The sequence below is a fragment of the Herminiimonas sp. genome (assembly GCF_030645555.1).
Lineage (GTDB): Bacteria > Pseudomonadota > Gammaproteobacteria > Burkholderiales > Burkholderiaceae_D > Oxalicibacterium.
The window spans coordinates 1-20,565 of the sequence record NZ_JAUSME010000045.1; the positions used below are offsets into that span (position 1 = coordinate 1).

A 20,565-nucleotide genomic window follows, 5' to 3' on the forward strand; every position below is an offset into this window, starting at 1 on the left:
TTTAACGTTTTAATTCACCGACCTGCGCGGCTTTTCGAGCAGGTCCGGTGCAATGATTGGTTAGCCCAACCTACCGTACTATTGCTGCTCTACCTGCCTGATCGGTATCAAGGCAGCTTTGCCATCGAACAGCGCAAGCAGGATGGTGATTTTTTTCGTCGGGTCCGACTTCGGGTTGTAGCGGCAAAAGGCCATCACCATGTTTTGGATGCAAACCACATCCAGGTTTTCCAGCATGGTGGCCGAGAAATAGCTTTGTATCTCGGCTTCGGTCGTTTTTCTGTAGTCACATTCAGATGCACAATCAAGCTTGGCGAGCGGGCCACCGGCTTCCTTGTCTGCCAGTGTCCACTTGCCTTCTGTTTGCGATAGCCGATAGTGGATTCCGTTAAGCGTCTCGTAAATGCCGGCGTCGCTATCCGCCATTTCAGCTGCCAGGGCCGGGAGGGCAGTCAGGGCAAGTGCGAGCAGCAGCAAGATTTTTTTCATAGGATGTTTTTCCTGAACTTGAATTTTGTTTTCATCTATGGATGCTGGTTAAGATACGCATCAAAGCAAAGTATCAAAGCAATATATCAAAGCAATTCCACGCTATCCAGATTCAGGTAACAACTCTCCCGCGTCGTCGTCACAAAATCCGCCAGATAGGGTTTTGCCGACACTTCCGGCAAACACGCTGCATACAGGCGCCCGGTCAAACCGTCAGCGGTGATGCGTTTGGCGCGCACATAATCCCGGTTCAAATAATTCTGTGCGGCCCACACAGGTAGCGTGGCAATGCCGCGTCGGCTGGCGACCAGTTGCAGCATCGCGACTGTCAGTTCAGTCGTGCGACGTTCGACTTTTACGCCAGCCGGTTTGAGCACCTGGCGCACGATGTCGAGCATGTCGTCCGGCACCGGGTAAGTAATCAGCGTATCGCCTATGAAATCTTCTGCGACCAGGAATTCCTTGTCGGCCAAAGGATGATCGTGCGCGACCAGTGCGACGATTTCAAAGCGAAACAGTGCGTGATAGTCGACGGCTTCATCCGGGTCTATCTCGGCCACGATGGCAACGTCGGCGCGATGGCCGTACAGCAAGCCGACCGGATCGGCCTGGAAGCCGGAGACGATATCGAGTTCGACTTCCGGCCAGCGTCCGCGGAATACATCCATCGCCGGCATCAGCCAGTCGAAGCAGGTGTGGCATTCGACCGCGATGCGTAACTGGCCGGCGGCGCCTTGCGCCAGCCGCACCAGGTCGCGCTCGGTTTCCGCGACTTGCGGCAGCACGCTATCGGCCAGCTTCAGCAGGCGTTCGCCGGCTGGCGTGAAGCGCACCGGCACCGACTTGCGCTCGAACAGTTGCGTGCCGTGGTGATCTTCCAGTTGCTTGATTTGGTGCGATAGCGCGGATTGCGTGACATTCAGCAATGCCGCGGCGCGCAGCAGATTGCCGGCTTCGCGCAAGGCGAGCAGCGTTTTCAGATGACGCAGTTCAAGGATGGATTGCATTATGAATTTAATTCAAGATGATTCTTAATATTTATCGTTTGAATCATAGTCTATCCGCGCGCACCATGACAAGCTTCAAAAACCGTTATTGGAGTTGGGCATGGCAAAGGCACATATTTTGGGTTTCCCCCGCATAGGCGCGCAACGTGAGTTGAAATTCGCCGTCGAGTCGTTCTGGCGCGGCGAGTCCGATCTGCCTGCATTGCAGCAAGTTGGCAAAACCCTGCGCCAGCGTCACTGGTCGGTCCAGGCTGATGCCGGCCTGGATTATGTGTCGGTAGGCGATTTTGCCTGGTACGACCAGGTGCTGAATACGCTGGCTTTGCTCGGTGCGGTGCCGACGCGCTTCAAGTTCGATCCAAAAAAATTGACGCTGGCTGATTACTTCACGCTGGCGCGCGGCAATCCTGAACACTTCGCGATGGAAATGACGAAGTGGTTCGATACCAACTATCACTATCTGGTGCCGGAATTTACGGCAGACGTGCGCTTTGATGGTGGCGTCGACTGGCTGTTTGAAGAGCATGCCGAAGCCGTCGCGCTGGGTCACAAAACCAAGGTCACACTGGTGGGCCCATTAACCTTGCTGTACCTCGGCAAGATTAAATCGGGTGTAGTGAATAAGCTGGATCTGCTGCCGCAAGTCATCGCTGGCTATCAAAACGTGTTGCAGCGTTTGCAGGCTGCCGGCGTGGAATGGGTGCAGATCGATGAGCCGATACTGGCGCTGGAACTGGCTGCCGTCTGGCGCAATGCGTTTGTTCCCACTTACGAGGCGTTGAGCGCTGCGGCACCCAAGCTGCTGCTGGCAACTTACTTCGATCAGGTGCGCGAACACAGCGCCTTGCTGCACAGCCTGCCTGTCGCCGGCGTGCATCTGGACCTGGTGCGCGGTGCAGGGCAGCTGGATGACTTCCTGCAAGACTGGCCGCAGGATCGCGTGCTGTCGGCCGGTATCGTCGATGGTCGCAATATCTGGCGTGCCGACCTCGATGCGGCGCTGGCAGCCTTGCAACCCTTGCAGGATAAATTGGGCGACAAGCTGTGGGTCAGCGCGAGTTGCTCGTTGCTGCACGTGCCGGTCGATCTGGCGCATGAAAACAAGCTCGATGATGAACTCAAGGCCTGGCTGTCTTTCGCTACGCAAAAAGTCGCAGAAATCACGGCGCTCAAGCGCGCATTGAATGGCGAAACCGCACAGGTGGCGCAGCAATTCAACGCAGCCGCACTGGCCGTCGCCGCGCGCAAGATTTCGCCACGCATACACAACCCATTGGTGCAAAAGCGCCTGGGCGAGATCAACAGTATTTCCGCAAGCCGCAGCAATGTGTTCGCCGAGCGCATCGTCAAGCAGCAGGCGCGCTTCAAGCTGCCGGCTTTCCCGACCACCAATATCGGTTCCTTCCCGCAAACGACTGACATTCGTCAAGCGCGTGCGCAATACAAGCGCGGCGAAATCGGCCATCTGGATTACCTCAACAAGATGCGCGATGAAGTGCGTCTGGTCGTGCAAAAGCAGGAAGAAATCGGCCTTGACGTATTCGTGCATGGCGAGCCGGAACGCAATGACATGGTCGAATACTTTGGCGAACAATTGTGGGGCTATGGCTTTACCGCCAACGGCTGGGTGCAAAGCTACGGTTCGCGTTGCGTCAAGCCGCCATTCATCTACGGCGACGTGTATCGCCCGGAAGCGATGACGGTGGGCTGGAGCGAATTCGCACAAAGCCTGACCAGCAAGCCGATGAAAGGCATGCTGACCGGCCCGGTGACGATGCTGCAATGGTCGTTCGTGCGCGACGATCAGCCGCGCGACACGACTGCGCTGCAAATCGCGTTGGCCTTGCGCGATGAAGTCGTCGATCTGGAAAAAGCCGGCATCGGCATGATACAGATCGATGAACCTGCATTCCGCGAAGGCTTGCCGTTGAAGGCTGCCGACTGGCCGCATTATCTGGATTGGGCGGTCCAGGCTTTCCGTATCACTGCTTCCGGCGTGCAGGATGACACGCAGATCCATACCCACATGTGTTATTCGGAGTTCAACGACATCCTGCCGTGGATCGCCGCGATGGATGCCGATGTGATCACGATAGAGACTTCGCGCTCGGATATGGAATTGCTGGATGGTTTCGGCCAGTTTGCGTATCCAAACGACATCGGTCCCGGCGTCTACGATATCCATTCGCCGCGCGTGCCGCGCGTCGAGGAAATGCAGCGCCTGCTGCGCAAGGCGCGTGGCGTGATTCCCGATGCGCAGTTGTGGGTCAATCCGGATTGCGGCTTGAAAACCCGCGGCTGGCCGGAAACCACCGCAGCGCTGGAAAACATGGTGCTGGCAGCGCGCAGCTTGCGCGCGGAAGTTGCCGCCCAACAGTAAGGGTAGAAGGCCGCGTCAGTTCGGCGCAGCACAGCGGGCATGGAGATCACGTCTCTGTGCCCGTTTTTTTTGCGTACGCGAGTCAGCGATAGGGTGGCAATGGTGCGTGGAGCGGTAATCGTATGGTTTCAAGCCGGGAATTGTTAGAATGGCGCATTATCAGATCCGCAGCGGCTTTTGCGCGATTTCCTTACCTACATACTTGCCTGGACCTTCCCTATGTTGAGTTACCGTCATGCCTTTCACGCGGGCAATCACGCCGATGTACTCAAGCATCTCGTCACGATACAGCTGTTGAAGTACATGAATCAAAAAGATACGCCTTACATGTACATCGACACGCACGCCGGTGCCGGCGTGTATGCGCTCGACAGCAACTATGCAGCGAAGAATGCCGAGTTTGAAACCGGTATCGCCAAGCTGTGGGATCGCACGGATTTGCCTGCACCGCTGGCGGAGTATGTGCAAATCGTCAAGGCATTGAATCCCAGCGGCAAGATGCGCTACTACCCGGGTTCGCCGTATTGCGCCGATAGCGTGATGCGCGAGCAGGATAGATTGCGCCTGTTCGAGCTGCATCCAGCCGACAGCAAGCTGCTGGCCGACAATTTCCGCAAGCTGGAAGCGCACGCTGCCGAGCAGGGCCAGCGTCCTACCGTGCGCGGCAAACGCATCATCATCGATCGCGCCAACGGTTTCCTCGGCTTGAAAGCCCTGTTGCCGCCGCCATCACGCCGCGCGCTGGTGCTGATCGATCCGCCGTATGAAGATAAAACCGACTATCGCAGCGTGGTGCAGACGGTTTCCGATGCGCTGACCCGCTTCGCTACCGGCACCTATGCGGTCTGGTACCCGGTACTCAATCGTCTGGAATCGCGTCAGCTGCCAGATAAATTGAAGCGCCTGAAGGCGAATGGCTGGCTCAACGTGACGTTGTCGGTGACGACACCTTCGCCCGACGGTTTCGGCTTGCACAGCAGCGGGATGTTTGTACATAACCCGCCGTGGACGCTGGAACCTATGTTGCGTGAATTGATGCCATATCTGGTCAAAACGCTGGGAGGCGATGCGGGTGCCGGCTTTACCCTGGAAACAGGGCAAACCCTCGCAGTTCATACGGGAACGCGCCGCGTATAGGCTGATGAATGCAGGCAATCCGGCAAGACACGCAGTAAAACTGTGTGTAGCACTATTTGTGCTATCAAAATGATATTTATAGAGAACACTTGCGTCGCAGAAATATTGGGGAAATAATAGGCCAATTGTTTTTCATTTTGCAACAATGCAATCCTGTGCCATCACTTGCTTCAGTACGAAGGGTATGGATCAAGAGTAAAAATCAAGACGCGAAGTAGCTGATCTTCGCGGCCTATTAGAAAAATACAGAGACAAGCATCTTGATGATCACTGATCTCAATCAGCACCTGCCTGATGACCTGCCCCGAGTGAAAGAGTTCTTTCTCGGGCGTCAACCCATATTGAACAGCCGCCAGAATCTGGTGGCATACGAACTATTGTTTCGCCGTGCCTCATCCGGGCCGGCCAATGTGATCGATGATCTGGCTGCCACTGCTTCGGTCATCGCGCACGCTTCCGAGCTGGGCATAGTCAATGTGATAGGCGGCTCTCTGGGCTTCTTCAATGTCGATGCAGCGGTGCTGATGTGCGATTTTGTTAATTTCCTGCCATCCGACAAGGTGGTGCTGGAAATCCTGGAAACCGTGGAAGTCACGCCGGAACTGGTGGCGCGCGTCACCGAGCTGGCTGGAAAAGGGTATACCTTTGCGCTCGACGATGTGATCTCGCATACGGAAGCGCTGCAAAAATTATTGCCGCTGGTGAAAATCATCAAGATCGATATCACCGGCATGAGCAAGGATGATATGACCAGGCTGGTCAGTCATTTCAAGCAAGATAATAAATTACTGCTGGCAGAAAAAGTCGAAACGATAGAGCAGTTCCAGGTTTGCATGGAGCTCGGTTTCCATTATTTCCAGGGCTATTATTTCGCGCGGCCGGTCATACTGTCAGGTAAAAAACTCGCGCCGTCCCAGTTGGCGATCATGCAGCTGATGACCCTGGTTGCGACAGATGCATCCACCGCTGCAATCGAAACCAGCATCAAGAAAGATGCCTCGCTGGTGCTGACCCTGCTGCGCCTGGCCAATACACCCGGCATGGGCGTGACGCAACGCATAGATTCGCTGGCGCAGGCGCTGATGATACTCGGCCGCCGTCATTTGCAGCGCTGGCTGCAAATCATCCTGTATGCCGAGCATAACAAAGGCACTCATTTCACTTCGCCGCTGCTGCAACTGGCAACGACGCGCGGCAAGCTGCTTGAACTGATGGCTGAAAAACTGCAGCCACGCAATCGTGCGATGGCTGATACCGCCTTCACGGTCGGCATCATGTCCTTGATGGATACGCTGTTTGGCCAGTCTATGCAGGAAATTCTGGGCCAGGTTTCGGTGGTCGAGGATGTCAGCAATGCCTTGCTGTATCGCAGAGGGTATTACGGCGACTTGCTCAAGCTGGCCGAATACATAGAGCGGATAGAAATAACCGGTGCCTTGCTGATACCGACTTTGCACAAGTTGCAGCTCTCCATCGAAGATCTCTATGAACTGCAGTTGGCCGCATTCGAGTGGACCAACAATATCTCGACCAGCCTGCAGTAAGATTTGATTCAACAATCTGCCGCCGGACGGCACGGCCTGCAAAAGCGCTAGAACAGTCCTTGCGGGTGTAATCTGCACCGGCATCCCAGTATTTCCCATTCCATGAATGACTATCTCGATGCACCGGCCCAGGCATGAATGCCTGGGCCGCACATCCGATGGACACATGACATTAATGGATGACGTGAATACATGACGTTAAAATAGGCCATGATGAATCAAGCAACGACAACAGAAGACGACGATGAAGACGGCGGTGCGCCGCCGATACCTGCGGGCGCTAAAAATTACATGACGCCGCAAGGTCATCTGCGCATGAAAAACGAATTGCTGAGACTGATAGATGTTGAGCGGCCGGAAGTCGTGCAAATCGTCTCATGGGCGGCGTCGAATGGCGACCGTTCGGAAAATGGCGATTACATTTACGGCAAGCGGCGTTTGCGCCAGATTGATGGACGCATACGCTTTTTGACCAAGCGCCTGGACCTTGCCGAAATCGTCGATCCCAGCGTGCACTACGGCAGCGAACAGATTTTTTTCGGCGCCACCGTGCGTTATGAAACGCAGTCTGGTGAAGAACATACGGTCACGATTCTGGGGATAGATGAGCTCGATCCGCTGCACGGCAAGATCAGCTGGATATCGCCGGTTGCGCGTGCGCTGACCAAGGCGCGCACAGGCGATACCGTCACGCTGAAAACACCCGGTGGTGTGGAAGAATTGCTGGTTCTGGAAGTGGAGTACCCGGCGCCTGCCGCCTGATTTCAGCACGGCGCACAGCACAGCAGAGGGATCTAGGATCCGCCTTTGTGCCGCAGCAGGCGGGTCACGCCGGGAATTGCGCGCAGATTGCGCATCAGGCGGGCCAGGTGGACGCGGTCTTCGACTTGTATGGTGAAGTGCAGATACGTGATCATGTGTTCTTTATCTTCATCCATGCCGACGTGCGTGATGTTGGAATCGGATTCGCTGATTTCAGCCGCGACACGCGCCAGTATCCCTTTTTCATTGCGCGCCAGCAGCGTGATGCCGCAATCGAAACGGCGATCTATGTCGGCGCCCCATATCACGTCTATCCAGCGGTCAGGTTCTTTGGAACGCTGCCGTCTTGCCACATCGCACTCAAGGGTGTGTATCGTCAAACCCTGATCGCGTTTCATCTGCCCGATGATGTCATCACCCGGAATCGGCTGGCAACACGGCGCCAATTGAACGGAGATGCCTTCGCTGCCGTAGATGACGACCGGGTCGATTTTCTTTGGCACGATTTCGCCATTGAGGTCGATCAGCGGATGCGGCAAGGGCTGGTCGTTTTCCAGCATGCCGAGGATATGCCGCGCAACCAGGGCTGCCATGCGTTTGCCGACGCCGATATCGGCATGCAGATCGTCGATGGATTTGGCGCTGGACTCATTGAGCAGACGCTCCGTGACGGCCGCCGGCAATTCAGGATTCAGATTCAGCGCACTCAATGCCTGCGCCAGCAGCTTGCGCCCGAGTTCTATCGATTCGGTCAGATTGATCGTGCGCAGATAATGTCGAATTGCCGAGCGCGCCTTGCCGGTACGGACGAAATTGAGCCAGTTCGGATTCGGTCGCGAACTCGGCGACGTGATGATTTCAACGATATCGCCGTTACGCAACTCGGTGCGCAGCGGCACCTGTTCCAGATTGATCTTGACGGCGATCGTCTGGTCGCCGACGTCAGTGTGGATGGTATAGGCAAAATCGAGTGCGGTCGCGCCGCGCGGCAGGGCGATGATCTTCGATTTCGGCGTGAAGACATAGACCGAGTCGGGGAACAGATCGACTTTCACATGCTCGAGGAACTCGGCCGAATCGCCGGTCTGTTTCTGGATATCGAGCAGCGATTGCAGCCATGCATGCGTGCGTTGCTGCAGGTCAGACAGGCTGCCTTCGTCATCCTTGTACAGCCAGTGCGCGGCGACGCCGGACTCGGCCACGCGGTGCATGTCTTGCGTGCGGATCTGGAATTCAACCGGCGTGCCATAAGGGCCGATCAGTGTCGTGTGCAGCGATTGATAGCCGTTGAGCTTTGGAATCGCGATGTAATCCTTGAACTTGCCCGGCATCGGTTTGAACAATGCGTGCAGCGTACCGAGCGCGACATAGCAATTGGCAAAACTGTCGACGATGACGCGGAAGCCGTACACATCCAGCACCTGGGAAAACGACAGGTGTTTGTTCAACATCTTCGTATAGATGCCGTACAGGGTTTTTTCGCGGCCATAGACTTGCGCCGGGATGCCGGTAGCATCCAGCGTGTTGTTGACCGACTCAAGAATTTTGCTGACGACTTCGCGGCGATTGCCGCGTGCGGCCTTGACTGCCTTGCCCAGGGTTTTATAGCGCATCGGATACAGATGCGAAAACGCCAAATCCTGCAGTTCACGGTAAATATTGTTCAGGCCGAGGCGATGCGCGATAGGCACATAGACTTCCATCGTCTCGCGCGCGATGCGGCGTTTCTTGGCCGGCGCCATCGAGCCCAGCGTGCGCATATTGTGCAGGCGATCGGCCAGCTTGACCAGGATCACGCGCACATCGCGCGCCATTGCCAGCAGCATCTTGCGGAAGTTTTCCGCCTGCGCCTCGACCTGGCTCTGGAATTCTATTTTTTCAAGTTTGGAAAGACCGTCGACCAGATTGGCCACGGGAGCGCCAAAGCGCTCTATCAGTTCATCCTTCTTGACGTCCTGATCTTCCATCACGTCATGCAGCAAGGCCGCCATGATGGCTTGCGCATCGAGCTTCCAGTCGGCGCAGATTTCAGCAACGGCAATCGGATGGGAAATGTAGGGTTCGCCGGACATACGCATCTGACCGAGATGCGCCTCATCCGAGAAGCGATACGCTTCCTTGACCTTCTTCAATTCTGAAGGCGTCAGGTATTCGGTGAGTTTGCTGGTCAGCTGCGTCACAGACGCCACACCGGGAACCGGTGCGGGCGTTGTGGCTACTGGTGCTTGCTTGTTCGTTGTAACTTTCTGGGCCGAGCGGTCGGAGACCGCTCGTTTAGCTGGAGCGATGGGTGGCGTTGAATCTGCAGGTGTCAGGTTCATACTGATGAGTGATCAGCCGCATCGCGGTTAGCAAGAGAAGTTAATTAGTTTGGGACTTTTTTCAACATTTCAATGCCGATGTGGCCGGCTGCGATTTCGCGCAGGGCGATCACGGTAGGCTTGTCTTTTGCATCGACTTTAGGTGTGTGACCTTGCAGCAATTGACGGGCGCGATAAGTCGCGCACAAAGTCAGTTGAAAGCGGTTAGGGATATGTTTGATGCAATCTTCAATAGTAATGCGGGCCATACGTGCTCCTAAAAATACGATATCAGCTTGATTTGGCATGAATGCCCAATTGGGCGAACAGGGATGCGTTCCGAGTGATCTGTTGCGCGAAGCGACAACGAGTGGCTTTAACGATCGCACTCAACTCGGCTAAAGCGACTGTAAACTCTTGATTGATAATAACATATTCGAACTCTGAAGCGTGCGCGATTTCACCGCCGGCAGCCAGAATGCGGCGCGTAATCACCTCGTGCTCGTCCTGGCCGCGCTTTTTCAGGCGCTCTTCGAGTGCCGCTATCGAAGGTGGCAGGATGAAAATGCCGACCGCATGCGGGAATTGCTTCTTCACTTGTTGCGCGCCTTGCCAGTCGATTTCCAGCAAAACATCGACGCCGGCTGCCATCTGCTCGGTCAGCTGGATGCGCGAAGTGCCATAGAAATTGCCAAATACTTCAGCTGATTCGAGGAATTCGCCGGCATTGCGGCGCGCGATGAAGTCATCCACCGACGTGAAAAAATATTCGCGACCATGTTGATCGTTAGGGCGCGGCGGCCGGGTTGTGTACGAAATCGACAACTTCATCGACGGTTCCTGCTGCAGCAATGCGTTGACCAGGCTTGATTTTCCTGCGCCGGATGGTGCAACGACTAAAAACAAGCTGCCGGAAGAGGTGGGTTGGTCAGACATCGGCGTCCTTGAGCTAACTGTTGATGAAAATGATTAAGTGATTGTATGGGCAGGAAATTGCAGCGTAGCGCTGCAGGATCGAGCCCGGCAGCGATTGTAACGCGGGCTATTCCAGATTTTGAACCTGTTCGCGCATTTGTTCGATCAGCAATTTCATCGCCATCGATGCATCGGACAGTTCCTTGACGGCGGCCTTGGAGCCTACCGTATTGGCTTCGCGATTGAGTTCCTGCATCATGAAATCCAGGCGTTTGCCGACCTGGCCGCCCTTGGTCAGGATGGCGCGGGTTTCTGCCAGGTGGGCGCACAGGCGGGTCAGTTCTTCGGCTACATCGACGCGTATGCCGTACAGCGTGACTTCCTGGCGGATTCTATCGAGCGCTTCTTCGCGCGTGATGGTGGGTTGCGCGTTGGCATCTGGATTCTTGACCGCCAGCCCCAGTGCTTCCTGCATGCGTTCGGTGGCTTTTTGCTGGAACTGAGCAATGACTTGCGGGATCAGTGGCGTGATGCGCTGAACGATCGCTTCCATATCGGTGACGCGTGCCAGCAACATGGTTTGCAAGGCCTGGCCTTCGCGTGCACGGCTGTCGACGAAGGCTGCCATCGTGGTTTGCATCGCGGCGATGACGTCGGCTTGCAGGGTTTCCTGGCTCATTTCAGCTTCTTCGATGACGCCGGGCCAGCGTAACAGTTCGCCGACCGACAGCGGGGCGGCATCGGTGAACTTCTGGCGCAAATCAGCCTGCAGCGTGGCCAGCGCATTCAGGGCGGTCGCGTTCAAGGCCTGAGTGGCGGCGACCGCCACCTTGCGGCCGAAGCTCAGGCGGCATTCGACCTTGCCGCGTATGACGCGCGCCATGATGGCTTCACGCAACGATGGTTCCAGCGCGCGCAGGTCGTCGTTGATGCGGAATTGCAAATCGAGGAAGCGTGAATTGACGCTCTTGACCTCTATCGTCAGGGTGCCGCTGCCGGTCTCGTGAGTGGTGACGGCATAGCCGGTCATGCTGCAAATGGTCAAAATCGGTTCCTCGGTTTCTCTTTACAAAGCGGCAATTTATCCACACAATCCGCAATGAATACCGTTACCGCTACTCAAGTAGCGGGAAAAGAGGCAGACTATATTGCCACCCCACTTTTTGCCGCATTGTATCAATCGGCATGACTGAGACTAAATAGGACGATATGGCTGCGCAAAACAATGCTCCGTTGCCGGATGGGCTGGAAATCGCTGGATATCGCATTGTAAAGAAGATTGCGTCTGGCGGGTTCAGTATTGTCTATCTGGCTTATGACGAAGATGGCAATGCTGTCGCCATCAAGGAATACCTGCCGAGTTCGCTGGCGCTGCGTCAGCCGGGTGAACTGGTGCCGACGATTTCGCCGGAAAACCTGCCGGTCTTCCGTATCGGCCTGAAATGCTTCTTTGAAGAAGGCCGGGCACTGGCGCGCATTGCGCACCCGAATGTAGTCAGCGTCACCAATTTTTTTCGCGCCAACGAAACCGTTTACATGGTGATGGGTTATGAATCCGGCCGCTCGCTACAGGACCACATCCTGCGCCGTCGTGACAAGGGCGACAAGCCGCTGGTCTCGGAACGCTTTATCCGCAAGATGTTCAGCCAGGTGATGAACGGCTTGCGTGAAGTCCACACCAATAAACTCCTGCATCTGGATCTGAAACCTGCCAATATTTATCTGCGCGTCGATGGCACACCCATCCTGCTGGACTTTGGTGCAGCAAGGCAGACGCTGAAGGCCGATTTGCCCAAACTGTACCCGATGTATACGCCAGGTTTCGCAGCACCTGAGCTGTATGTCAAGAACGGCAATCTGGGCCCATGGACCGATATTTACAGCATAGGTGCATCGATGTTCGCCTGTATGGTGGGCGCGCCGCCGCAGCCGGCCGATCAACGCAAGCTTAATGACAAGATGGACGGCCACTTCAACAAGCTCGAAGGCGTTTATTCTTCCGATTTGATCAAGGTGATACGCTGGAGCCTGATGCTCGATCCGCTGGAGCGTCCGCAAAGCGTGTTTGCGCTGCAAAAGGCATTGCGCGAGCCGATCTCGGATCAGCAGGGCGATGCCAAATTGCAGCAAGTCACGCGCAAGCTGAAAACCCTGTTCAGCAATCTGGGCCGTAAAACAGGCAACACCGCCACGACGATACAAGAACACACCCGTTAATTTCATTCACTGCCGTAATTTTATTCGACGATTTTTATGCGATTCTCTGTTTATCAAGAAAGCCACATCGGCGGTCGCAAGAACAATCAGGACCGGATGGGTTACAGCTTCACGCGCGATGCGCTGCTGCTGCTGGTAGCCGACGGCATGGGTGGTCATATCCTGGGTGAAATGGCGGCACAAATCGCAATGCAGACGATAGCGGCGCTGTTCCAGGAAAACGCCACGCCGTATGTGAAAAAACCGGAACGTTTTCTGGAAGACAGCTTCTTCGCCGCGCACCGCGAAATCCATCGTTATCGCGCCATCAACAACCTGCCCGAAACACCGCGCACCACCATCGTTGCCTGCCTGATTCAGCACAATAATGCGATGTGGGCGCATTGCGGCGATTCGCGTCTGTACTGGATGCGCAATGGCCAGATACTGGCGCGCACGCGCGACCATTCGCGCATAGAAACCCTGATCGCCCAAGGCAAGGTCGATGCCTCCGAGCGCGAGACGCATCCGGATCGTAACAAGCTGTTCAACTGCCTCGGTGCGCCCAACATGCCTATCGTCGAGATTTCGCGTCGCGCCAGTTTGCAGGCCGGCGACATCATGCTGTTGTGCTCGGACGGCTTATGGTCGGTGCTGCCGGATCATGAACTCGCGCAAAGCCTGCACAGCAATACGATCGTGCGCGCGGTGCCGGAGTTGCTGACCAAGGCCACCGGCATCGCAGGTAAAACCGGCGATAATGTCACCGCGCTGGCGATGATGTGGGAAAGCGGTGAAAACCTGCAAGGCAACAGCACCATCACTACGCATACACTGCCGGTCGGCAGCGTGACCACCACGATCCAGGCGCCGCGGCATCTGGATATGGAAAACGCAGACATATACAACGATTCGGAAATCGAAAAAGCGATAGAAGAAATCCGCAACGCCATCGATAAATCATCCCGCATCACGTCCAGGAATTAATGTCTCATGTCGTATCAAAACCGTCCCAGCGGCCGCGCCGCTGATGCACTGCGCACCATCAAACTCACCCGCAATTACACCAAACATGCCGAAGGTTCCGTATTGATAGAATGCGGCGACACCAAGGTCATTTGCACCGCCAGCATAGAAGATCGCGTACCCGGATTCCTGAAAGGCAAAGGCCAGGGCTGGCTGACGGCGGAATACGGCATGCTGCCGCGCTCGACGCACACGCGCATGGACCGCGAAGCCGCACGCGGCAAGCAATCCGGCCGCACGCAGGAAATCCAGCGCCTGATAGGCCGCTCCCTGCGCGCCGCCTTCGATCTGCAGGCCTTCGGCGAACGCACGCTGCATCTCGATTGCGACGTGATCCAGGCCGACGGCGGTACGCGTACCGCAGCCATTACCGGCACCATGGTCGCAGCCTATGACGCATTCAACAAACTGGTGGCGCAGCAAGTCATTCCTGCCGTGCCGCTCAAGCATTTTGTCGCGGCGATTTCTGTCGGCGTGTATAAAGGCCAGCCGGTACTCGATCTGGATTACGACGAAGATTCCGATTGCGATACCGACATGAATATCGTCATGACCGACGCCGGCCACTTCATTGAAGTGCAGGGCACGGCGGAAGGCGCCGCCTTCGATCGCGTGACGATGGATCGCCTGCTCGATCTGGCGCAAGACGGCATCCGCGACTTGATCGTCATGCAAAAACAGGCCTTGGCGATTGCTGCGTAAAATAGCGCTAGCCGTTCATGCCACCAAGGCTGTCATTCCCGCGCAGGCGGGAATCCAGAGACACGTCAAAACTGGATTCCCGCCTGCGCGGGAATGACAAGTTGCTTTTAATTGAATCCATGATTGTCACCCTATGCGAAAGCGGCTTAGATAGCGTCTTTTAGTATTTTTTATACTCAGATTGTTCAGATAGTCATGTCGCGTACCCTCATCCTCGCCTCCAATAACGCAGGCAAATTGAAAGAATTCAGTGCACTGCTCGCACCCATCGATTTCGATTTGCATACGCAGGCAGAATTCCATGTGCCCGAAGCGGAAGAACCGCATGCCACCTTTGTTGAAAATGCGATTGCCAAGGCGCGCCATGCATCACGCCTGACCGGTTTGCCGGCGCTGGCCGATGATTCCGGCGTCTGCGTCAACGCGCTGGGCGGCGCGCCCGGCGTGCATTCCGCACGCTATGCCGGCGAGCCGAAATCCGATCAGCGCAATAGCGAAAAACTGCTCGCCGACCTGGTCGCGCATGCAGACAAATCTGCTTACTACTATTGCGTGCTGGTATTCGTGCGCCATGCCGACGATCCGCAACCGGTGATTGCAGATGGCCGCTGGAATGGTGAAATGATTGCAGAGCCGCGCGGGCAGGGCGGCTTCGGCTACGATCCCTACTTCTGGGTGCCGTCGCTGCAAAAGACGGCGGCCGAACTGAGCGCAGAAGAAAAGAATCGCCTGTCGCATCGCGGCCAGGCCTTGCGTGCGCTGATCGAGAAGTTGCGATGATCCCGATCAAGCCGATAGGCAAGGACGCCGGATTCAATCTCGACAATTCACAACCCGCACGCGCCGCCACCGCCTACCTGAAGCCAGGTGCTCTCAATCTGACTGCATTGCCGCCGCTGTCGCTGTAGGTGCATTTTCCGTGGTGCGTGAAGAAGTGCCCGTTCTGCGATTTCAATTCGCATGAATCTACCGGCGGTTTCCCGGAAGATGAATACCTGTCGGCCTTGCGCGCCGATCTGGAACAGGCATTGCCGCTGATCTGGGGCCGCAAGATCTACACGATCTTCATCGGTGGCGGCACGCCCAGCCTGCTGTCGGCCAAGGGGCTGGATCGACTGCTGTCGGATATCCGCACCTTGCTGCCGCTGGATGGCGCGGTAGAGATCACGATGGAAGCCAACCCCGGTACCTTCGAGGCTGAGAAATTCAAGTCGTATCGCGGCAGCGGCATCAACCGCCTTTCGATCGGGATACAGAGTTTCAACTCCCGGCATTTGCAGGCGCTGGGCCGCATACATGATGGTGATGAGGCGCAGCGCGCAGTGGATATCGCGATGGCGAACTTCGACAACTTCAATCTCGACCTGATGTACGCCTTGCCATCGCAGACGCTGGAAGAAGCGCAGCAGGATGTGAAAACCGCGATTGCCTATGCGCCGCCGCACCTGTCGCTGTACCACCTGACGCTGGAGCCGAATACCTTTTTCGCGAAATATCCACCGGTGATCCCGGACGACGATGCCAGCGCCGACATGCAGGAAATGATAGAAGAAGAAACCGGCGCCGCAGGCTACCAGCATTACGAAGTTTCGGCCTATGCACAGCCGGGACGGCAGGCGCGCCACAACTTGAATTACTGGCAGTTCGGCGATTATCTCGGCATAGGCGCCGGTGCGCACACCAAGCTGTCATTCCCGCACCGCGTGATCCGGCAGGCACGCTACAAGCAGCCCAAGGCATACATGGAGCACATGCGGCTCGGCAATCCGATCCAGGAAGAAGCGGAAATCACGCGCTCGGAAATGGGATTTGAATTCATGCTCAACGCCATGCGCCTGAGCAATGGCGTCGACGTGAACCTGTTTGCCGAACGTACCGGCATGGCGCTGAATGCGATAGAGAGCGCCCTGAATGCAGCGGAAGCCAGGGGTTTGCTGTATCGCGACCATAAAACCATCAAGCCGACCGCACTGGGCCAACGCTTCCTGAATGACCTGCAACAAATGTTTTTAGTCGATTAAACGATAAATTATCGGGCGGCAGTCGGCATTCCAGACAGACTTGGGTATAATGCGATCTCTTGGAAGTTGATGAACATGGTCGCCGATAGCTTGCACACCCCGTGCAACAAGGTTTTAATCGGACCGATACAGTTCATCTGTCTATATCCAGATGGAAGTGTGGCCGAGTGGTTGAAGGCACCAGTCTTGAAAACTGGCGACGGTTTATCCCGTTCGTGAGTTCGAATCTCACCGCTTCCGCCAGAATTCCGCAAACCGACGCAAACCTACGCCCAGCTCGAACCCCCTTATTGGGTAACGGTTTGAACAGCTAACTACTCCACGTGACAGGTACACCAACTCTTGTGAAAGAGCTTATGTGTAACTACGTTATCAAGTGAATCGCCCCGAGTTTCTGAGGCGCTCCAGCTTTGCTAGAAATCTATCCTTATTGTTCGCTGACGGACATATAGACATATTGTGGTTGTACTAATAGACTGTATTTTTATGCAAAGTATCGTACTGGGGCCATATGAATGATTGCAAATCCACGTATTTGAAATTCACTGGCAAGGCACGTTTTGAAAAATCCATCAATTCGCTATTTGGCATTGTTGAAGGTATCTCCGCGGATTTGAAAATCAATGCTACGGAAATAGAATTCCTGAACAACTGGATGAATGAGCATCGTGAATTCGCGGATCGCCACCCATTCAATGAGTTCATGCCTCTGATATCGCGGGCTTTGGAGGATGGAGTGTTGTCGTCCGAAGAACAACAAGACATTCGTTGGTTGTGTGATCGGTTACGACATAGCGATTACTTCGACCAGATAACTGCAGACATGCAACGCTTACAGGCCATGGTTGGTGCTATTTCTGCTGATGGCTGTGTCACAGAAGGTGAGCTCCGTGGCTTGTCGGACTGGCTAGCGGACCATGACCATTTAAAGACTTGTTGGCCTTATGATGAAATCGACAGCTTAGTAACAAAGGTTATGTCTGATGGGAAAATCGACGAAGGGGAGCATCGCCTTGTTCATGGATTTTTTTCAGAGTTCATAGCACTTTACGATAACCGAACAATTGTCTCTCCCTCTATTCTTGAAGGGGTTTCCTTGGTTGGTCTTTGTGCCGTTTGTCCTGAAATTACGTTTGCAGAATCAACATTCTGTTTTACGGGAGAGTCGTCAAAGTACAGTCGAGCCGAATTCAATAGTCTTGTGAGCAGCCTTGGCGGTGAATCAGTGAGTGGCGTAAGTGCAAAGCTTAACTATTTGGTCATTGGTGCCGATGGCAATCCTGCTTGGGCATATGCCTGCTATGGACGAAAAGTCGAGAAGGCTGTGGAGCTACGCAAGCAGGGAAAACGTATTGTCATCGTTCATGAAAACGATTTACACGACGCAGTTGCGGACGTTAGATAATGCCACTGTAGTCAGTGTTGCTAGGCGACTACAGTTTGTTTTATGTCATTCACAGCTGAAAAACGGTGCAACCGTCGTAACCGCTTCCGCTCGGATTTTGCAAGCCAGTTTCCATCCAAGTTCAAATATCATCACTTACGTTAGCCAATCAATTGCACAAGAATTTCAGGGGAGAGCGTCCATGAGTCATACCGGCATCCAAGAACATCACGGCTATTCCGTGCACGGCACCGGCGAAAAGCACGACACCGGCAAGTGGGTAGGCAGCTTCCATATCGCCCGGCATAACGACCCTGTTATCAGCATCAGCGTCATCGATGCAAGCTTCGATACGGCCGAGGAGGCTGCATCGTACGCGTTGCGCCAGGGGCGCTTGTACATCGACAGGGAATTGCTCTGAGCGGGGGCTTTAATCTTCCGGCTTCATGGCCTTGAGGACGCCGGCCTTGTTCAGCACCTGGCCCCAGGATTCAATCCGATAAGTCTCGCCGAATTTATTGATCACCATGCCGTACTGTTCGCGCAGCTTGGCGATTTCACCGCCTATGGTCGACTTGTCTATGCCGGTCAGATCGTCGATGGCGGTAGCGGTAGGATGTTCCAGCAAATCGATCGCAGATGCGAGGACGAATAATCTGCGCGCATCGTCGTGCGGATATTGCGGTACGCCGAACTGGTTCTTGTGGAAGGCCATTCGATTTCCCTTTCCATGCTATTTCTTGTCGCTGGCAGTGCGAAATACCTTGTTGACCCAGGTTTCCTTGCCGGCCAGGGTCTTTGGCAGCCTGGCCTTGAATTCTGCAGTTTTCTTCTGCGCCGCCACGCGCGTCATGATGCCTAGTCCGACCAGTATCGCGATGCCGCCTTCGACGCGTCCGAGTGCGCGTTCTTCGCTCAGGCTGTCTTCGGCTTTTTCGGTGCGTGCGACAAGCTGACTGAAGATTTCGCTGATGGCGCCGTATGCGCGGTTGGTGACGCCTACTTGCGCGGCGTCGGCAATTTCTTTCGCATCTTTCTGGTAATGCACGAACAGATCCTGCAGCCGTTTGACGTAGTGCGGCGCCAGTCTCAAGTCTTGCACCAGCGTGCTGGCCAGCACTGCTGCCGATATTTCCGGCTCGGTACCAGCCTTGCCGTAGCAAGCCAGGCCGTAGCCGTGTTTATGCAGGCTGTTCACCATTTTTTCGATCGCATTGAAGGAGCGGATATCACTGAGCCAGAACTGTGCTGCCTCATCTGCCGCCGTCGCGGAGATCCTGCCGAGCAGCCATGTATCGAAGCTGGGTGACGCTGCTCCGGGCTGCGTTGTATCGACCACCTTTTGGTAGTGCTTCAGCAAACTCCGGTGTACGTCAGGCGTGACTGAGATATTGATTTCGGGCATACGTCATTTTCTGTCGGGATTTCAATGTATCCATGGTGCTGCCATGGCGCTCATCCATAACTCCATCTCTGGGGATAGGCGATCTATGCCTAACTATAATACCGGCTATGGCATTTGACCAAGATTATATTTCCTTGTGGAAACTATTTGAGATCATCCGTACAACAGTACTCTCATGAAATAATGCATGTGCCCGTACCACCAACAATAAGGAAATCCAGTATGAATGCCGCACTGATAGATGTTGCCACGCGCATGCCCAAGGCGGAATTGCATATACATATAGAAGGTTCGCTGGAGCCGGAGTTGATCTTTGCGCTGGCGCAACGCAATGGCCTCACGCTGGCTTATCCTTCGATAGCAGCATTGCGCGCCGCCTATGCATTCACCGATCTGCAATCCTTCCTCGATATTTACTATGCCGGCGCCAGCGTCTTGCTGACCGAGCAGGATTTTTACGATATGACGTGGGCATATCTGGAACGCGCCCATGCAGACCATGTCTTGCATGCAGAACTGTTCTTTGATCCACAGACGCATACGGCGCGCGGTGTCGCGTTTGCCATGGTGGTCGATGGGATACACCGTGCGCTGGCCGATGCGCATCAAAAATGGGGCATGACTGGCGGCTTGATCATGTGCTTCCTGCGCCATTTGTCGGAAGAAGAAGCTTTTGCGACGCTGGAACAGGCGCTGCCGTATCGCGAAAAAATCATCGGTATCGGGCTGGATTCTTCTGAACGCGGCCATCCGCCGGAGAAATTTGCGCGCGTCTTTGCTCGTTGCCATGAACTGGGTTTTCATCTGGTTGCGCATGCAGGCGAAGAGGGCCCGCCAGCCTATATAACAACGGCGCTAGATTTGTTGCATGTAGAGCGCATCGATCATGGCGTGCGCTGCATAGACGATCCGCTATTGATGCAGCGCCTGGCGCGCGAAAAAATGCCGCTGACGGTATGCCCGCTATCGAATATCAAGCTATGCGTATTTGAAAAAATGTCGCAGCATAATTTGCTGACCTTGCTGGATGCCGGTTTGATGATCACGATCAATTCGGATGACCCTGCGTATTTTGGCGGTTACCTCAACGATAATTTTGTCGCCATCATCGAAGCCTTGCCGCTGCAGCGACAGCATCTGCAGCAGCTTGCGCGCAACAGTTTTTCTGCCGCCTTCATGGATGAGGGGATCAGGCAAAAATATCTGCATCAGGTCGATGCATTTTTCGCCGCCTGACAGTAACAGGCGCGCTTTCTTTGCCGCGCCAGCGACGCTTGCGCTTTTACGCTAGTCTTGT

General features: G+C 55.1%; 19 protein-coding genes, 1 tRNA gene and 1 pseudogene. 13 read left to right on the top strand and 8 right to left on the bottom strand.

Annotated elements, in window-relative coordinates; translation table 11 throughout:
- Nucleotides 1-78 precede the first annotated feature (78 nt).
- Together Q7T06_RS01845 and Q7T06_RS01850 are read right to left on the bottom strand one after the other, a co-directional pair.
- Nucleotides 79-489, bottom strand: a complete 411-nt coding sequence (locus tag Q7T06_RS01845) for a hypothetical protein (protein ID WP_304779181.1) — start codon at nt 487-489, stop codon at nt 79-81.
- 86 nt (nt 490-575) lie between these two features.
- Nucleotides 576-1,496, bottom strand: a complete 921-nt coding sequence (locus tag Q7T06_RS01850; RefSeq protein ID WP_304779184.1) for a LysR substrate-binding domain-containing protein — start codon at nt 1,494-1,496, stop codon at nt 576-578.
- Nucleotides 1,497-1,596: 100 nt separating this feature from the next.
- Between Q7T06_RS01850 and metE the strand changes: the two genes are divergently transcribed.
- From metE to greB, 4 genes are all read left to right on the top strand, one after another.
- Nucleotides 1,597-3,876 (top strand): 5-methyltetrahydropteroyltriglutamate--homocysteine S-methyltransferase, encoded by a 2,280-nt coding sequence (gene metE, locus Q7T06_RS01855; protein ID WP_304779187.1) that lies wholly within the window; start codon nt 1,597-1,599, stop codon nt 3,874-3,876.
- A gap of 219 nt (nt 3,877-4,095) precedes the next feature.
- Entirely contained in the window at nt 4,096-5,013 is a 918-nt protein-coding gene (locus Q7T06_RS01860) for a 23S rRNA (adenine(2030)-N(6))-methyltransferase RlmJ (protein WP_304779248.1), read from the top strand.
- 263 nt (nt 5,014-5,276) lie between these two features.
- Nucleotides 5,277-6,557, top strand: a complete 1,281-nt coding sequence (locus Q7T06_RS01865) for an EAL and HDOD domain-containing protein (RefSeq protein ID WP_304779191.1) — start codon at nt 5,277-5,279, stop codon at nt 6,555-6,557.
- A 213-nt stretch (nt 6,558-6,770) separates the two neighbouring features.
- Entirely contained in the window at nt 6,771-7,319 is a 549-nt protein-coding gene (gene greB, locus Q7T06_RS01870) for a transcription elongation factor GreB (protein WP_304779252.1), read from the top strand.
- 32 nt (nt 7,320-7,351) lie between these two features.
- On the opposite strand, the gene Q7T06_RS01875 is transcribed toward greB, so the two are convergent.
- From Q7T06_RS01875 to Q7T06_RS01890, 4 genes are all read right to left on the bottom strand, one after another.
- A complete protein-coding gene (locus Q7T06_RS01875; RefSeq protein ID WP_304779194.1) occupies nt 7,352-9,640 on the bottom strand; it encodes a bifunctional (p)ppGpp synthetase/guanosine-3',5'-bis(diphosphate) 3'-pyrophosphohydrolase in 2,289 nt (762 codons plus the stop codon).
- A gap of 44 nt (nt 9,641-9,684) precedes the next feature.
- Nucleotides 9,685-9,888: a DNA-directed RNA polymerase subunit omega gene (gene rpoZ, locus Q7T06_RS01880; RefSeq protein WP_304779196.1), complete on the bottom strand. Its 204-nt coding sequence runs from the start codon at nt 9,886-9,888 to the stop codon at nt 9,685-9,687.
- Nucleotides 9,889-9,910: 22 nt separating this feature from the next.
- Nucleotides 9,911-10,555 (bottom strand): guanylate kinase, encoded by a 645-nt coding sequence (gene gmk, locus Q7T06_RS01885; protein ID WP_304779198.1) that lies wholly within the window; start codon nt 10,553-10,555, stop codon nt 9,911-9,913.
- Between the two features lie 106 nt (nt 10,556-10,661).
- A complete protein-coding gene (locus Q7T06_RS01890) occupies nt 10,662-11,564 on the bottom strand; it encodes a YicC/YloC family endoribonuclease (RefSeq protein ID WP_304779202.1) in 903 nt (300 codons plus the stop codon).
- Nucleotides 11,565-11,743: 179 nt separating this feature from the next.
- Here Q7T06_RS01890 and Q7T06_RS01895 point away from each other — a divergent pair, with 179 nt between their 5' ends.
- From Q7T06_RS01895 to Q7T06_RS01930, 8 genes and pseudogenes are all read left to right on the top strand, one after another.
- Nucleotides 11,744-12,751 carry a serine/threonine-protein kinase gene (locus tag Q7T06_RS01895; protein ID WP_304779205.1) on the top strand — a complete coding sequence of 336 codons (1,008 nt, stop codon included), beginning with the start codon at nt 11,744-11,746 and terminating at the stop codon, nt 12,749-12,751.
- A gap of 36 nt (nt 12,752-12,787) precedes the next feature.
- A complete protein-coding gene (locus Q7T06_RS01900; protein ID WP_304779208.1) occupies nt 12,788-13,717 on the top strand; it encodes a PP2C family serine/threonine-protein phosphatase in 930 nt (309 codons plus the stop codon).
- Nucleotides 13,718-13,723: 6 nt separating this feature from the next.
- Nucleotides 13,724-14,458 carry a ribonuclease PH gene (rph, locus tag Q7T06_RS01905; RefSeq protein WP_304779212.1) on the top strand — a complete coding sequence of 245 codons (735 nt, stop codon included), beginning with the start codon at nt 13,724-13,726 and terminating at the stop codon, nt 14,456-14,458.
- Between the two features lie 195 nt (nt 14,459-14,653).
- A complete protein-coding gene (gene rdgB, locus Q7T06_RS01910) occupies nt 14,654-15,238 on the top strand; it encodes an RdgB/HAM1 family non-canonical purine NTP pyrophosphatase (RefSeq protein ID WP_304779216.1) in 585 nt (194 codons plus the stop codon).
- Nucleotides 15,235-16,479: pseudogene (gene hemW / locus Q7T06_RS01915) on the top strand (radical SAM family heme chaperone HemW). The gene rdgB and the pseudogene hemW overlap by 4 nt, the downstream one beginning before the upstream one ends.
- A 153-nt stretch (nt 16,480-16,632) precedes the next feature.
- Nucleotides 16,633-16,722 (top strand) — tRNA-Ser (locus Q7T06_RS01920).
- 268 nt (nt 16,723-16,990) lie between these two features.
- A complete protein-coding gene (locus Q7T06_RS01925; protein WP_304779219.1) occupies nt 16,991-17,884 on the top strand; it encodes a BRCT domain-containing protein in 894 nt (297 codons plus the stop codon).
- A gap of 181 nt (nt 17,885-18,065) precedes the next feature.
- Complete coding sequence (locus Q7T06_RS01930; RefSeq protein ID WP_304779222.1) at nt 18,066-18,284, top strand: DUF6566 family protein; 219 nt, start codon at nt 18,066-18,068, stop codon at nt 18,282-18,284.
- A gap of 9 nt (nt 18,285-18,293) precedes the next feature.
- Here Q7T06_RS01930 and Q7T06_RS01935 read toward each other — a convergent pair whose 3' ends face one another.
- Nucleotides 18,294-18,578 carry a hypothetical protein gene (locus Q7T06_RS01935; RefSeq protein WP_304779225.1) on the bottom strand — a complete coding sequence of 95 codons (285 nt, stop codon included), beginning with the start codon at nt 18,576-18,578 and terminating at the stop codon, nt 18,294-18,296.
- A gap of 18 nt (nt 18,579-18,596) precedes the next feature.
- On the bottom strand, nt 18,597-19,268 hold the full coding sequence (locus Q7T06_RS01940) for a hypothetical protein (RefSeq protein WP_304779227.1): 672 nt from the start codon (nt 19,266-19,268) through the stop codon (nt 18,597-18,599).
- Between the two features lie 222 nt (nt 19,269-19,490).
- Between Q7T06_RS01940 and Q7T06_RS01945 the strand changes: the two genes are divergently transcribed.
- A complete protein-coding gene (locus Q7T06_RS01945; protein WP_304779231.1) occupies nt 19,491-20,504 on the top strand; it encodes an adenosine deaminase in 1,014 nt (337 codons plus the stop codon).
- Nucleotides 20,505-20,565 lie beyond the last annotated feature (61 nt).

Bases quoted from the DNA above. Each gene is read 5' to 3' on its own strand.
- Q7T06_RS01935 (WP_304779225.1), bottom strand. From the start codon at position 18,578: ATGGCCTTCCACAAGAACCAGTTCGGCGTACCGCAATATCCGCACGAC.
- Q7T06_RS01890 (WP_304779202.1), bottom strand. From the start codon at position 11,564: ATGACCGGCTATGCCGTCACCACTCACGAGACCGGCAGCGGCACCCTG.
- Q7T06_RS01945 (WP_304779231.1), top strand. From the start codon at position 19,491: ATGAATGCCGCACTGATAGATGTTGCCACGCGCATGCCCAAGGCGGAA.
- Q7T06_RS01940 (WP_304779227.1), bottom strand. From the start codon at position 19,268: ATGCCCGAAATCAATATCTCAGTCACGCCTGACGTACACCGGAGTTTG.
- rdgB (WP_304779216.1), top strand. From the start codon at position 14,654: ATGTCGCGTACCCTCATCCTCGCCTCCAATAACGCAGGCAAATTGAAA.
- rph (WP_304779212.1), top strand. From the start codon at position 13,724: ATGTCGTATCAAAACCGTCCCAGCGGCCGCGCCGCTGATGCACTGCGC.
- metE (WP_304779187.1), top strand. From the start codon at position 1,597: ATGGCAAAGGCACATATTTTGGGTTTCCCCCGCATAGGCGCGCAACGT.
- Q7T06_RS01895 (WP_304779205.1), top strand. From the start codon at position 11,744: ATGGCTGCGCAAAACAATGCTCCGTTGCCGGATGGGCTGGAAATCGCT.
- Q7T06_RS01860 (WP_304779248.1), top strand. From the start codon at position 4,096: ATGTTGAGTTACCGTCATGCCTTTCACGCGGGCAATCACGCCGATGTA.
- Q7T06_RS01850 (WP_304779184.1), bottom strand. From the start codon at position 1,496: ATGCAATCCATCCTTGAACTGCGTCATCTGAAAACGCTGCTCGCCTTG.
- greB (WP_304779252.1), top strand. From the start codon at position 6,771: ATGAATCAAGCAACGACAACAGAAGACGACGATGAAGACGGCGGTGCG.
- Q7T06_RS01925 (WP_304779219.1), top strand. From the start codon at position 16,991: ATGAATGATTGCAAATCCACGTATTTGAAATTCACTGGCAAGGCACGT.
- rpoZ (WP_304779196.1), bottom strand. From the start codon at position 9,888: ATGGCCCGCATTACTATTGAAGATTGCATCAAACATATCCCTAACCGC.
- gmk (WP_304779198.1), bottom strand. From the start codon at position 10,555: ATGTCTGACCAACCCACCTCTTCCGGCAGCTTGTTTTTAGTCGTTGCA.
- Q7T06_RS01930 (WP_304779222.1), top strand. From the start codon at position 18,066: ATGAGTCATACCGGCATCCAAGAACATCACGGCTATTCCGTGCACGGC.
- Q7T06_RS01900 (WP_304779208.1), top strand. From the start codon at position 12,788: ATGCGATTCTCTGTTTATCAAGAAAGCCACATCGGCGGTCGCAAGAAC.
- Q7T06_RS01865 (WP_304779191.1), top strand. From the start codon at position 5,277: ATGATCACTGATCTCAATCAGCACCTGCCTGATGACCTGCCCCGAGTG.
- Q7T06_RS01845 (WP_304779181.1), bottom strand. From the start codon at position 489: ATGAAAAAAATCTTGCTGCTGCTCGCACTTGCCCTGACTGCCCTCCCG.
- Q7T06_RS01875 (WP_304779194.1), bottom strand. From the start codon at position 9,640: ATGAACCTGACACCTGCAGATTCAACGCCACCCATCGCTCCAGCTAAA.